Origin of the sequence: Micromonospora sp. NPDC048930 (assembly GCF_043197935.1) — a bacterium.
In the GTDB taxonomy this organism is placed as follows: Bacteria; Actinomycetota; Actinomycetes; order Mycobacteriales; family Micromonosporaceae; genus Micromonospora.
On the sequence record NZ_JBICUB010000017.1, the window covers coordinates 43878 to 57657 of the forward strand.

A 13780-nucleotide genomic window follows, 5' to 3' on the forward strand; every position below is an offset into this window, starting at 1 on the left:
GCCCTGGCCCCGCTGGCCTACCTACCTGCTGGACCACCACCCGCCCGACCCCGCCTCTTCATGTTGTCCGCAGGCGGAAACCGGCGGGAGGTGGCGGCGTCATGCGGTCGAGCAACGGTGTGATCTTCAAACGGTGCGGCTGCCGCGACGACGGCAGGAACCGGCTGGAGCAGCGCTGCCCCCGGCTCACCGAACGCGGCCACGGCTCCTGGTACTTCCACTGCTCGGCCACCAACCTGCTCGGCCGCCGGGAACGCGCCCGCCGCGGCGGCTACCCCTCGCAGGCCGCCGCCCGACAGGCGCGCGACACGTGGCTGGCCGGCACCGCCGCCGACCGCACCGCGCAAGGCTGGACCGTCGAACGGTGGCTGCGGCACTGGCTCGACACCCGCACCCACCTCCGCGCGACCACCCGGTTCCACTACACCCGCGACGTCGAGCAGGTGCTCATCCCGCACCTCGGCGCCTACCGGCTCGCCGACCTCGACGCCGGCCTGTTGCGTACCGTCTTCGCCAAGATCGCCGGTATCACCAACAGCAAAGGCCGACCTCACAGCGTTCCCCGACGATTGTCAACCTGCCTGAATGTCTCCGACGATCCGGCGCACCGCCGACGCTGCCACATCGAGCGGGATCCGTTCTTGCTCCACGCGTCGGTGCCGGGCCCACGTCTCGGCGGTGAGGCTTTGGTAGAGGGTCTCTTCGGCGTCGGTCAGGAACGGCACCGGTCGCGGCATCCTGGCCTGCAGGGGCCGGCCGCGTGCATCGACGTTGGTGCCGAATCGCTCCCATTGTTCGAAGGCGGGCAGGTCCATGAGCAGTGATCTCGCGGGGACGCCGGCGGCGCGGAACTCGTTGAGGATCTCCAGGCCGTCGGCGTCCATGTCGCCCCAGTAGAGGATGTGCTCGGCGGCCGGCAGCCAGGGCAGGGCGGCGATGGCTGCGCCGCCGCGGCCGACGCCCTCGATGCTGACGCCACCGTCGAGTTCGGGGAAGTGGATCGCGGTGTCCTTGTTCTCGGAGATCACCACCACTCGCGGCTGGTACGCCGGCAGCGCCTGGTCACCTATCGTCGCCGAGTCGTGCCGGCGCCCGCCTGCGGCAAGATGCCCGGGGTCGAGGTAGGTGAAGTGGACTCGTGGCGGGTGTGGTGGCAGGAGTCCCAGGTCGTCTCGGGCTGACAGGCGACGCACCAGGCCCAGCCGATGATTGAGCCACTTGGCGTGCAGTCCCTCGATCGGCACCTGCCTGGGGGTGAGGCCAGTTGCATCGTGCTTGGCGAACCATGCTCCAGCTCGGCAGAGCAGCTCGAAGTCCACCTCGCTCAGCTCGTCGACCGCAGCGATCGTCGCGGCGAGCAGTCCGGCTTCGACGAGATGGGGAAAGCACTCGGCGAGGAGGATCGCCCGTCGGCGGCCTCGCTCCAGCCGTTGCGGCCAGTGCCGCCCGCACAGCCGGGCCGCGTGGTTGGCGTCGGGGACGACGAGGTGGGTGGGGAACTCCTGGTCGGTGGTGTGGACGCGTCGCGTGCGCGTGCGCAGTGACACGCCGTGCTTGGTGCTCCATGCTCGCCACGTGGCGGCCCAGGCTGCCGCAGCGGAGAAGTCCTTGGCGAGGTTCGTCGAAGAGGGTTGTCCCAGAGGAAAGGCATGCGGCCAGGAGGTTGACAGCGAGCTCCGTTGCTCACTAGGTGCCGGCGGCGTCGGCGAGCCCGTGCCTTCCGCCGCTGCGGCAGTGTGCGACGTCATCCGTGCGGTCTCGGCGGCGCAGCTAGCCCAGGTGCTGACGAGCCGCCGTTCGATGTCTGTCAGGACTTGCTCGGTCGTCTTCATCACGGCGCTGCTTCAGTCTCCTGCCGGGGTTGCTCGGCCATCATGCTGGTGCCATTCATCGGGCCGCGCGCGTTCGGTATGGCCGGCGAGCCGCTGGCCGGGTCGGGTCCGGCGTTGCTGATGCGGGTGACGAAGGAGTAGTGCGTGGTCGTGTTCTTGGTGATGGCCAGTAGTTCGTCCATGTGCGGCTCGAGAGCCGTCACCTTGTCTAGTGGTGCTCCAATGATCAGCTGGAAGCCCAGGCCTTTCCACGCCTGCACTGCGCGGCCAGCGAACTCGGCATCGGACTTGACGAATCCTTCGTCGAGGAAGACTGGCGCGAACCGTGGGCGGGCCCGCAGCTCATCGCCGAGCCGGAACCGCAGCGCCGCACCGACGATGAACGCCACCAACTCCTGGCTCTCACCACCGCTCTTGCCACCGAGGGAGGAGTGTGTGCTGAGCAGTTGCCCGGTGGCGTCGTAGCGCTCGGCGGTGATCTCGACGTGTCGCCGCACGTCCAGCAGCCGGTCGCGGTCGCTCAGGTCGGCGACGGCGCGGGGGTCGTCACGACGGCGGATGCGGCCCATGAACTGTTGCAGCTCGTGAAAGCGCTGCTCCATCTGGTGTTCGGGCAGTTCCCGCGTCGCGCCGGAGGACAGCACCCGCAGTTGCCGGCGGAACTGGACCACGGCATCGGGAGCCAGGCGCCGGAGTTTTATGCGCAGCCGGTCGCGGTTGGCGCCGAACGGCAGACCGCGCAGGATTCCGTTGATCGGGTCTAGTCGTTCCTCGATCTCCTCGATCGAGGACTCCATGGCCCCGGCGAGCGGGACCAGGTCTTCACCGCTCCATTTCATCAGCCGCTGCCGCCACTCTTCTCGGCGTTCGTGGAGCCCGGTGGTGAGAATGGTGTCGAGGATCCTCGCGTAGTCCTGGTATGAGGCGGCGGTGCGCCCGAGGTTCGGGTCCTCAAACTTCATCTGGTACGCAGCGAAGATCCGCTCCAGTTCGGCCTCCGCGTTGCGCATCTGACCACGAGCCGACTCCACCGTGGTGGACAGCCGTTGCCGGAGCCGACTCAAGTTCGCCGGGAACTGGTCCAGGTCGTCGGGATCGGCTGGGGCGACTGCCGCGGTGAAGTGCCGGTCGAGTGCGGCGGCCTGGTCGTCGGTGAGGATCACTCGCTGCTCATGGTTGATGCGGCGCAGGTCGGCTTCCACCGCCGTCTGCTGCTCGATCAGCGATGACACTCGCTCGGAAAGGTCGCTCTCCCGCCGCTTGAGCGCGAAGCGGTGTTCACGGGCGCGCTCCAGCTCCCCGCCAAGATCATCGATGTGCTTCTGCAGCTGCTGCAGTTGGTCGTCGGCGTCAAGGATCGCTTGGCGGGCCCGCTCTAGTTGCTCGATCCTCGCGTCGATGCTGGCCACGTCGATGTCGTCCCAGGTGGCCGCGCGGATCGCCTCGTGGGCGCTACGGCGAGCGTCGAGGTCCGTGCGTTCGCTGTCGATGCCGCGTCGTTCCTTGTCGACCTGGCCAAGCTCCTCGTTGATTTCGCGCAGCTCACGGTCGATGTCGGCGAGGGCATCCTCGTTGCTGAACCCGATGATGTTCGCCTGTTCGTTCCGGCCATGCGTCCCGCGGGTTCCGAAGCGGGTCTGCCCGGTGAGCGTGACCCGGTACCCGGGTCCGCCCAACTGGCTGGGGTCCTCGATGCAGAGGGCATTGCGGGCGGGGTCGGACACGTGCCGGCGGACCCATCCGGCGAAGGGGGAGTCCTTGAACACCAGCTTCCCGGCGATCCGATCTGGGTCGTGGTCGGCGTGGCCGTCCTGGCCGAGCGGCACGCCATCGAAGGTCAACCGGCCGCGCAGGCGCAGCGAATTGATGGCCGTAGAGAAGGCGTCCAGCCGGTCGCGGGGCACCAGCAGCAGCCGTGCGCTGCCACCCAGGACCGACTCCACTGCGGTCCGCCACCGCCCCTGATCGGGGGCGACGTCGATCAACTCGGCGAGGAACGGCAGCTCAGCCGCATCGATGCGGGACGCCCGCGCGACGTCGTGGCGCAGGTCGTCGAGGTATTTCGGAACGCGTCCGGCGCGGCCGGCCAGCGAGGCACGCTCTTCGGTTAGGTACCTGCGTCGCTCGAGCAGCGGGAACTCTCGGTCACGCAACCCCTCACGCCGGTCTCGTAGGGCCTGTGCGGCGGTCTCGTAGTTGGTAAGGAACGCCGCGGCGGCCGCCTGGAGGTGGGCGAAGGTCTCCCTGTCGTCAAGTGGCACGGCCAGCTTGGTGGTGCGTTCGGCGAGCGCTGCCCGCCGTGCCAGCCGTTCGTCGCGGCGCTGGCTTTCCTGGGTGGCTTGCTGGGCGAGGCTCTCCAGTTCGCCGCCGCCTGCCTCGCGGTGGGCGGACACCGTCGCGGCGAGTTCCTGATCCAGCGACGTCTCGACCGTGATCGCGCGGGCGAGTTCTTTGGCGTTTTCTTCCTTTTCGCGCTGGTTGGTACTAATCGCGCCCTGTAGCAGGGCGGCCTCGCGGCCCAGCCGCCACAGCACGATGGGGGTGTCGTCCGCCGTGGTGAGGCCGAAGGTGTCGATCTGCTCGATCGTCGCTCGTGCCGTGGTGAGGTCAGTGTGCTTCTGGGTGATCGGGCCGAGGAGTTCGGCCTTCTGCTGCTCGGTCTGCATCGCGACGTAGGCAACCTCCAGGTCGTCGAAGTGGCCGATCGCCCGATCGGCTGCCTCGTACGTCGCTGGCCGCTCCAGGACCATCTCCTTGTACAGCTCATCGACGGTGCGGATCTGATGCCCGGACTGGATCCGCACCAACAGCCGTAGTGCCTTGGCGCCGTCGCCGTTCGCGCCGATACCCAGTCGGGTGTGCAGCCGGGCAGCGAAGGAGGAGTAGGTGTCGTGGGTCAGCAGGCCGGGGAACCCGGTCTTGAGGGACTTCGGCGCGAACAGCGAGGCGGCGTGCCCGGCGAGGTCTGCCAAGTCCAGATAGCCCTCGTAGGTGGCCATCCGCATGGTGATGTCCCCGGCCTGGGTCGCGCGGGTCGGAACGTAGTACACCCGTAGCGCGGTGAAGCGGCGGCCGTGGTCGTCGACGAACGTCATGGCCACCGCACCCCAGGTCGGCTGACCGTCTCCGCGTAGGACCTTGGGCCGTTCTCGGCCGTGGTCGTCGGCGGTCGTGTCCGTTTGGCCCCGCAGGTAGGACAGCAGGTTGCGTTGCTCGGCGCTCCGGGCACGGCCGGCGACGGCGTCGTTCGAGGCGCCGTTGAAGGGCGTGTCCGACGGCATCATCAGGGCGATGTACGCGTCGAGCAGGGTGCTCTTCCCCGTCCCCGAGGCCCCTGAGATCAGCGTCGCGCCTGGGTGGAAGTCGAAGCGGATGCGGCCTTCAAATCCTCCCCAGTTCACTAGTTGGAAGGCCTCTGCCTTCCATTGCAGGGTGCCGTCGGTGGCGCCGGCGACGTAGAACAGCGGCGCCGGCGATGCGCTCGGCGGCTGCGGGAGCAGAGCCGGGGATAGCAGAGCGGGGTGCTCGTTGTCGCTGATCGTCACGATGCGTCCTCGTCGCTGAGAGCGTCGGTGGTGCCCAGGTCGCTGCTGCTGCCTGCCAGGCTGACCGTGAACTCCGCCGTTGGATCGCTGGTTTGCTCCGTCTTCAGCCATCGCAGCAGATCCTGCAGGCGTTCCAGGGGCAGCACGACATCAATTGCCGGGCTAACCTCGAACCGGTCGGCGGTGCTCGCACCGATCAGCAACCCGGCTCGATTGAGGCTTTCGATTGCCTTGATGGCGCGTCGCCCGTCGGCAGCGTGGTCGGTGGCGTGTGCCGGGCGGAGGGTCGCGACGTGCTCGAGCATGTCCTGCCGGTCGACATACGTGCGGGAGGTGCCAGCGACCTCCTCCGAGCGGCTGCGGGTCCGCAGATACACCAGCAGGATGGTCTCCTCGCGGCTCCAGGCGGTGTCGTGCAGCAGGGTCGGGAACCTACCGCCGCCCTCGGGAACCACCTGCCGCTTGTAGGCGACCTCCCTGCCGGCGTCTAGGTGAAGATCCAGGAACATGTCGTTGAGCCGAGAGCGGATCAGGCGTGGGTTCGCCATGAGGGTCTTCCACTCCTTCGGGTGGCTCTGCGCGGTGATGAACCGTTGCTTGAGCAGAGCGACCAGCACGCGGCGTTGCGGCAGTTCCAGACCCCCCTCGTCCCCTTCGAACAGGGAGACGCTGCTGGTCAGCTCCCGCTCCGGGTCGTCGCAGCCAGTGGCGAAGTTCGCGGTCCCGCTGGCCGAGGACGTGTCGTCGATGCTCACGCCAACTCCGATCTCGTGGGCCGCCCTGGCCGATCGTTTGCCGTATCGCGGGGTGAATCTGGGCCGTGCGAGACGGGCTCGATCACCGGGACAGCCAGGTCGCGGCGGGAACCGTCCGGCCGGAGCGTGCGGTATACCTCACGGTGATCCTCGTCGCGAACGAAGCCGTCCATGTTCGTCGTCAGGTGGAGCAGACCGAAGATCTCGACGGGCCGACGCAGCGGTGCGTCCAGCGTGTCGAACAGTCTCCCCAACGATGTCAGCGGCTCGTCCGACGCGAGGGCCTGGTGCACGGCCGCGCGGAGTTGGTCGAGCGACGGCCCGCCCTGCGCCAGCAGGTCCGCCAGGGACAGCCCGTCCGGACGTTGCGTAGTTACATCTCGCAGCGGCGGTGGTCCGGCCTCGTCGTCCGGATTGTGGAATCGTTCGCGAAGGTGGTGCACGTCCACGCGGGCGGGCAGCAGTGGCAGCGGAACGCTAGTGCGTGGTCCGGCCGAGGTCATCCATCGGACCAGCTCGGCGTCGAGTTGGCGCAACGTGCTGTCCAGCTCACGATCCCGGACGGTGTTGTGGGTCTGGATGTACTCGCGCAGGGTGGCGGTGACGCGATTGCGCTGGGCGAGAACCGCGTCGATGCCTCGCCGGATCAGCCCGACGGTGCCGCGCAGATCACGGCGGTCAGTGTCGTTGAGGATGTCCTCAGCCATCGGATGGCTCAGCAGCGCCGAGAGATCCTCGCGCAGCTGCAGCAGCAACTCGTCGTCCCGCAACAGGGTGAACGCCCCCTCGAACGCCCGGCCCTCCGCGGTCGCGGTCATCAGCGAGTCGGTACGCCGCAGGTAGTCGTCGATCACGTCACCGGCGTGGCGGTCCTCTGAGCGAAACGAGCTCAATATCTGCGCACGCAACGCGGTGAAGGCTTCCTCCACCCGGGCGAAGTCACTCGGCAGCGCCGCCACCAACTGCAGCAGCTCCCCATACCCCTCGAGCATGTAGTCGGCGGACACCTGCGGCAGGTCTCCGCCTTCAAGGAGGCGGTCACGTTCACGGGTCAGCCGGGCGATCTCGCTGTTGAAAATGTCCACCCGGGCACCGCGGTCGGGATTGACCTCGGTGTTGAACCGCCGCACGGCGTTGATGATCGTAGCGATCCGGTGCTCACTCAGACTCGCTCGCTCCCGTGTCAGGCTCGTGACGAGATTGAGCGCGTCCTGGGCGTGGCTGGTCAGCGTGTACACCTCGGTGCCATCGTCCTCAACGCTGCGCACAAGCCACTGCCCCCGCATCCACCGAAGGCACAGATCACGACCTGAGCCGGCCGGGAGGTCAGTGAAGCCCGCAATCCGCAATTGATCAAGATAGGTGTCGACCTGGGCGTGGAGCCGGGCTGCTGGAATAGTGCGGTGATCCCGGGTGAACGCGTTGCGGAAAATCGCGATCACCACCCTCGCGTGGCCCTTGTACAGAAGCGTGAGGGTCGGCTGGTCAAAGGCGCCGGTGACCCTGGCAAGCTCGCCTACTACGTCACTCACCGGAGGTGATCATCCCTTCATGCCCGTTGGCAGCATTGCCGCTGCGACTCGCGACCTCGGCCACGTCGGACAACGGTCGACCTCCCGGAACATCGCCCAGGGTCGAACCTCACCCACCATCGGCGTTCGCATCTCATGTCGCATCCCATCGACGGGTCGTCGTCGCGTCCCCCGATGATGCCAGGCGCATGCGACAGTCAGGAGAGTCGTACGCTTGTGCGACGACCGGCAGCAAATGGTGGCCACTTTCAACCTCGGAGCTACCTACGCCCCGAGATCGGCATATTTCGTTAGTCGAATGGTCCGTAACCATCAACGAATTATGGCCGCCTTTTCCTGATATCATTTCTACTGGTCTAATGCCGCACATTCCGGTTCGAAGTCGTCTTTCACCGCTCCCCGCCCCGGGACGATGAGCCCACACCAGATCAAGGAGGGCTCATGAACAGTCAGGGTGTCATCGTGAAGCGGTGCCGGTGTGTGGACCCGGTGACGGGCCGGCGGCGGGGTAAGGCCTGTCCGCGGTTGTCGGAGCGAGGGCACGGCAGCTGGTACTTCCACTGTTCGACACGGAACGTGCTCGGACAGGCTGAACGGATCCGTCGGGGTGGCTACCCGTCGGAGGCGGCGGCACGCAAGGCGCGTGACGAGCTGCTGGCGCTGTCCCGCGAGGAGCAGGCTGGCCGGTCCTGGACGGTCACTCGCTGGTTGCGTTACTGGCTGTCAACCAGGACCCGGATCCGGCCGACAACAAGGATGCACTACACCCGTGACATCGAGCAGTTTCTCATCCCGCACATCGGCCAGCTGACCCTCGGCGAATTGACCTCGCGGCAGCTCAACGTCGCCTTCGGGAAGATCGCGTCCACCCGGAACCGATCCGGGCAGCCGCAGACCGCCTGCACCTTGCAACACATTCACACCACGCTGCGGGCGGCCCTCACCGGCGCGGTCCGCGAAGGGCTGATCACCGATAACCCGGCCCGCCGAGTTGAACTGCCCGCCCACCCCCGCCCTCAGGCCCAGATCTGGACCGAGGCTCGCGTCGCCGAATGGAAGGCCACCGGGGAGCGGCCCGCCATCGCAGTGTGGACGCCCACCCAATTGGCGGGCTTCCTCGACTACGTCCGCGACGACAACCTGTTCGCCCTGTGGTGGCTGATCGCCCTACGCGGTCTACGCCGCGGTGAGGCCGCCGGCCTGCGCTGGACCGACGTCGACCTGCACGCGGGCCAGTTGTCGGTAGTGCGGCAGCGGACCACCGCCGGCTACGACGTACACGAGGGACCGCCGAAGTCCGCAGCGAGCCGCCGGACCGTGGCCCTGGACCAGCACACCGTGCGGGTGTTGCGACAGCACCGTGACCGGCAACGCCAGCGGCGCGGCGCGCGGGCCGCGATCGGGAAGGTGTGGCACGACAGCGGTTACGTGTTCACTGGTCCCGACGGGATGCCGGTCCACCCGGGCTATCTCACTCAGCGGATGCGGCTGCTGGTCAACCGGGCGGGGCTGCCGCCGATCCGGCTGCACGATCTGCGGCACGGCTCGGCGACCCTGGCACGGGCCGCCGGCGCCGATCTCAAGGCGGTGCAGGACCAACTCGGGCACGCCAGCATCCAACTGACCGCCGACATCTACACCAGCATTCTGCCCGAGTCTCAGCGGGAGACCGCGGAAGCCACCGCACGCCTGGTCCTTGATGCCGGCAAGCCCGGCGAGGAAATCCGACGCCAGCTCAGCCACAACCCGACGACACTGCGGAAGCGCGCCGTCGCGGTGCAACCGGTGACGGCGCCTGCCTGCCGCCCTCGGTGGAAGCCATCCTCGGCCACGAGTGGCGCCAAGCTCCGCCCCTCGGCACACAGGTGCCCAAGCCGGGTGCACGAGTCCCACTGAAGAACGTCATGGCTGGGTTCCGGTGAGGTGCGGCGACGGGCGGGCATCGTCGCCGCACCGCCCAAGGTCCGCTGCTTGATCCTGCGGGCACCGCCGTCGCCTTTCTCGCGTGCCATGTCGGCTCTGCCCCGGCCAGGGTCGCTCTGGCCTGGGCAGACCCCTGTCGCGGGTGACACCAGGTCGCAGCCCTTTGCGGCGCAAGACGTGTGAGCCCGCGCGCCGAACGTCGGGTAGCCGTCTCAGATCACCCATGAGGGTGATCACGTTCCGAGTCTGGTTGATTGCCTCCTGTAGATTGGACTCTCGTGCTTCTCCTGGCAGCGAACTCGGAGCCCGTCCTGCAGTCCACGTTCTGGGAGAACGTGGTATGCATCCTGTTCTGGTCGGCAATTCTCTTCCTGTACGTCTGCTACTACTTCGGCTTCAGGATCGACGCCAAGTGCCTTGTCGTCACCAAGACCACCAGGAAGCCGTGCACGAAAGATGGCAAGATCCTCGTCGGCTGCAGGCAACACAAGCGACAGAAACTGGTGGCGTGGGTCCGTCACATGGGTGCGGCTAGCTGGCTCGATCCGTGGCTCTACCGGATGCACATCGTTCCGCCGTCGTTCGCGCCCCTGCCGATGTACCCGGCGCAGGCAAATGCTCAAAGTGTTGCGTCACCGATGGTGACCGAGACGCCCGGCAAACGCATGACGCTCGAAGCCCGGATTGCGTTGTGGGCGTTGGCCTTCGGCATCCTCCAGGCGATCACAGCCCTCGTCGCCCTAGCTGTCGACGTCTCAGCTGGCACGTAGGAGCCAGCTCGGCCCTGAGACTTTCCTCGCCGTCCCGCCTGTTCGTCTCCGCAGCGGTCGACGGGATCGGTATGGCCTGCCAGGCGTGGGTCGACGGCACGATCGTCCGCGAGTTCGCCTATTCTCCGCTCGATCTGCTACCGCCCTACGGGCAGCGCGTCGTTCTCGACCTGCTCAACATTCTTGCTTCGGCGACCCCGGTGTTCGAGCTGCGGACGATTCCGAATTCGAGGGTCGAAGCGCCGTTGCCTCGTGGCATGCCCGCACGTCCCGCTGGGGGCTGTCACAGACGATGGGCGAGCATCGAGAACGCGGCAGGGAAGTCCTTTGGCGGCCGTCGTAGCATCGTCGCATGCCGACAAAGGACCAGCAGGTAAAGCATGTAGTCGAGGGGATGGCGCTAGGTGTACTGGCGGAGGGCGTAGAAGCCGTTTCCAGCGCCAAACTGAATCTGGAGCTTGCTTTCAACCACGCCTGGCGGCGCTGGGAACCGGCGACAAGCTTTCCGAGCATCGCCGGGCACGATCCGGGGAATCTGTTCTGGATCGGCCTCAACAAGTCCGAACGGCGGCAGGACAGCCGTGCGGCGTGGCGCAGTGGACGGTGGTCCGAGCCATACGTCACCTACGAGGACTGGACAGTTGACGAGTGCCTTGAGCTTCACGCTGATGAACGGGCTTCTGTCCAAGACTGGAAGGACCTCGGTCGGCTCTTCATATCGCGGTTCGGGCCAGAGGAGGTCCGCCGCTTGTCGTGACACAGCGCGTGGGCCTGCTGTGAGCATCCGTTCTCCGGCCAAGGCTGGTGGTGGCTCAGTGGCAGCCGCAGGCGCTTCTGGGCAGGTGGCCCTCGACTATCACTTGCCGTGATTTCCTGACGCGGGTCGATCACAGTGCGCCGGGTAGGCGCCGAGCCAGCCGGTGTGGCGCCCCGAACGTCCGCGGCGCCTCCGGTCTGCCCGTCCGCGGTGAGACCGACGTTGCCCGGCATTTGGAGCACTCGCAGCCCACCGACCGCGGTGCCGACCGAGACCGGTTCGCTGGCCGGATCCGCCTATGTCGGCGATCATGAGTTACGCGATCGTAGGCACGCCTACTCGTCGGCTTTTCCGTGCACGCCCTCACCCCACCGACAGCCAAATGAGCGCGGTGGTGTGCCACACGAACAGCAGCGAAGAACAGGCCACCGTGCACCGCATCGTCGCGGCCCGAAATGCAACCTCGACGCTGACACCAACAAGATGGTGACCCGGTTCGGGCTCGCGACTGGCGCAAACAGGGCCGCGGCTACGCCATCCGGTACGCCCTGCGCAACGTCGACAGCGACCGGTAGGCCCGGGTGTACCTGGCACGCCAGCACCGACGAGGGCCGAGCCGGTCGCCAGACGGTCTCCAGAGCGCCTGGCAAGCCCTCCAGCGTCGAATCGAAATCGACCGGCGCGACGGACCCGCAGTCCGTCTATTCCCCAGCATCACAGCAGAGAATGCGATCAGCCCTCACAAACTTCCGTCGACACATGAAATGGGAAGAAACATGCCTGGTTCGGGAAAGATCTACAAGCGGTGTGGCTGTCGGCACAGCGAGACCAAGAAGCGGCTCGAGAACAACTGCACGCGACTGCCGGAACGCGGGCACGGCACCTGGTACTTCGACTGCTCGGCGACCGACGCGTTCGGCAGGCCGACACGAGCGCGCCGGGGCGGCTTCCGCTCGAAGGCCGCAGCTTTCCGAGCGCGAGACGAGTGGCTGGCCCGAACCGGCGAGGAACGCACCGCGCAGGGCTGGACCCTCGAACGGTGGCTGAGGTACTGGCTGTCCACCCGCACCAAGATCCGGCCAACCACCAAGGCCCAGTACACCCGGGACGTCGAGCAATTCCTCATCCCGCACATGGGCAGGATCACCCTGGCCGATCTCAACATTCGCCGCATCCGTGCTGGGTTCGACAAGATCGCGCAGACCACCAACGGCCGCGGCCAGCCACAAACACCTTCGTGCCTGCAACACCTCCGGACCACCCTCCGCGCGGCACTCAACCTCGCCGTCCGGGAGGGCCTGCTCGAGGCCAACCCGATCCGCCACCTCGAACTCCCGTCCTACCGCAAGCCGCACGCCCAGGTCTGGACCGCAGCACGCGTCGCGGAGTGGAGGGCAACAGGCCAGCGCCCGGCGGTGGCCGTCTGGACCGCGACGCACCTCGCCGCGTTCCTCGACGCGGTCACCACCGACCGGCTGTTCGCCCTGTGGTGGCTCATCGCCCTACGCGGCCTGCGCCGCGGCGAGGCATGCGGCCTCCGCTGGTCCGACATCGACCTCGACCATGGAGTGCTGTTCATCCTGCGCAACCGCACCACGGTTGGCTACCACATCATCGAAGGAGAGCCGAAACGGCTGCAGGCATGCGTGCCGTCGCTCTCGACCAGCACACCGTCGCCGTGCTACGCGAGCACCTACGCCGCCAGCGCCTGCAACAGGCCGCCCGCGAGGCGGCAGACAAAGCCTGGCACGACAGCGGCTACGTGTTCATCCGGCCGGACGGCAGGCCACTGCACCCCGAGTACGCCACGCGGCACTTCACCCGGCTCATCAAACGAGCCGACCTCCCACCGATCCGACTCCACGATCTCCGCCACGGGGCGGCATCCCTCGCGCACGAAGCCGGCGCCGACCTCAAAACCGTGCAAGATCTACTCGGCCACGCCAGCATCGTCACCACCGCCGACACCTACACCAGCGTCTTGCCGTACGCCCAGCGCAGGTGCGCCGATGCCACCGCCCGACTGGTCCTCGCCGCAGCCCGACGCACCCGCGAAAAGATCCGGAAGAGGGCACGGCGCAACCGCCCCGACCAGCGCCCACACAACAAGCGCCGGGCCGCCAAGAAGCGGTAACCCACCCCAAAACACTAGGTCAGCGCAGATGCAGCGCAACGGCGATTACAGAGAGTGATGGCATCGGGATGACACCCACGCGACACCCACTGTCCAGGTGGGACGATCAACAAAAAACGCCTGACCGCGTTTCCGCAGGTCAGACGCCCTTTGATCTTGCGCGCCCGAAGGGACTCGAACCCCTAACCTTCTGATCCGTAGGGGGCGCCGGCAGGCCTGATTCCCGCTCATCGATGGACAAGTGGATCCCGCGCCTCCGGTCGGGTCCGCGCGGGTAGCGGTTCGTCCGCGTCAGTTCCCCGACGTCCGAGCAGCCACCGAGCAGCCACGACCGCCGCAATTCGTAGTCTGGGCACCGGATTCAGCAGCGGCGCGCACCTGCCACGGTTGGTGGAAGTCCTCCGCGGTTACGGGAAACGTCAGGGTTTCCTCGGCCCGCCGCCAGGGCACGCCTGGAAGCGCCGCTGAGTAGCGTCTTGGCTGCCCCTCTTGAGAAGGACTTGAAGATCCTCACCAGCCTCAGCGGCCGCAG

At 67.2% G+C, this 13780-nt stretch carries 8 protein-coding genes; 4 read left to right on the forward strand and 4 right to left on the reverse strand.

From position 1 onward, the window contains the following. Positions 1-572: 572 nt before the first annotated feature. Genes ACGFI9_RS31235 through ACGFI9_RS31250 form a run of 4 tightly spaced genes read right to left on the reverse strand, consistent with a single transcriptional unit; the run spans position 573 to position 7664 of the window. Entirely contained in the window at positions 573-1832 is a 1260-nt protein-coding gene (locus ACGFI9_RS31235; RefSeq protein ID WP_393183663.1) for a Wadjet anti-phage system protein JetD domain-containing protein, read from the reverse strand. Further along, on the reverse strand, positions 1832-5377 hold the full coding sequence (locus ACGFI9_RS31240; RefSeq protein ID WP_393183665.1) for an ATP-binding protein: 3546 nt from the start codon (positions 5375-5377) through the stop codon (positions 1832-1834). The genes ACGFI9_RS31235 and ACGFI9_RS31240 overlap by 1 nt, the downstream gene beginning before the upstream one ends. After that, positions 5374-6132: a DUF4194 domain-containing protein gene (locus tag ACGFI9_RS31245; RefSeq protein WP_393183667.1), complete on the reverse strand. Its 759-nt coding sequence runs from the start codon at positions 6130-6132 to the stop codon at positions 5374-5376. Before ACGFI9_RS31245 ends, ACGFI9_RS31240 begins: the two co-directional genes overlap by 4 nt. After that, complete coding sequence (locus tag ACGFI9_RS31250) at positions 6129-7664, reverse strand: DUF3375 domain-containing protein (protein WP_393183669.1); 1536 nt, start codon at positions 7662-7664, stop codon at positions 6129-6131. Before ACGFI9_RS31250 ends, ACGFI9_RS31245 begins: the two co-directional genes overlap by 4 nt. A 576-nt stretch (positions 7665-8240) precedes the next feature. Here ACGFI9_RS31250 and ACGFI9_RS31255 point away from each other — a divergent pair. The 4 genes from ACGFI9_RS31255 (at position 8241) to ACGFI9_RS31270 (ending at position 13248) form a co-directional block, all read left to right on the forward strand. After that, on the forward strand, positions 8241-9560 hold the full coding sequence (locus tag ACGFI9_RS31255; protein WP_393183670.1) for a tyrosine-type recombinase/integrase: 1320 nt from the start codon (positions 8241-8243) through the stop codon (positions 9558-9560). A 305-nt stretch (positions 9561-9865) separates the two neighbouring features. Next, complete coding sequence (locus tag ACGFI9_RS31260) at positions 9866-10357, forward strand: hypothetical protein (RefSeq protein WP_393183672.1); 492 nt, start codon at positions 9866-9868, stop codon at positions 10355-10357. A 352-nt stretch (positions 10358-10709) separates the two neighbouring features. Continuing rightward, positions 10710-11114: a hypothetical protein gene (locus tag ACGFI9_RS31265; RefSeq protein ID WP_393183674.1), complete on the forward strand. Its 405-nt coding sequence runs from the start codon at positions 10710-10712 to the stop codon at positions 11112-11114. A gap of 1642 nt (positions 11115-12756) precedes the next feature. Beyond that, positions 12757-13248: a tyrosine-type recombinase/integrase gene (locus ACGFI9_RS31270; protein WP_393183676.1), complete on the forward strand. Its 492-nt coding sequence runs from the start codon at positions 12757-12759 to the stop codon at positions 13246-13248. Positions 13249-13780: the final 532 nt, after the last annotated feature.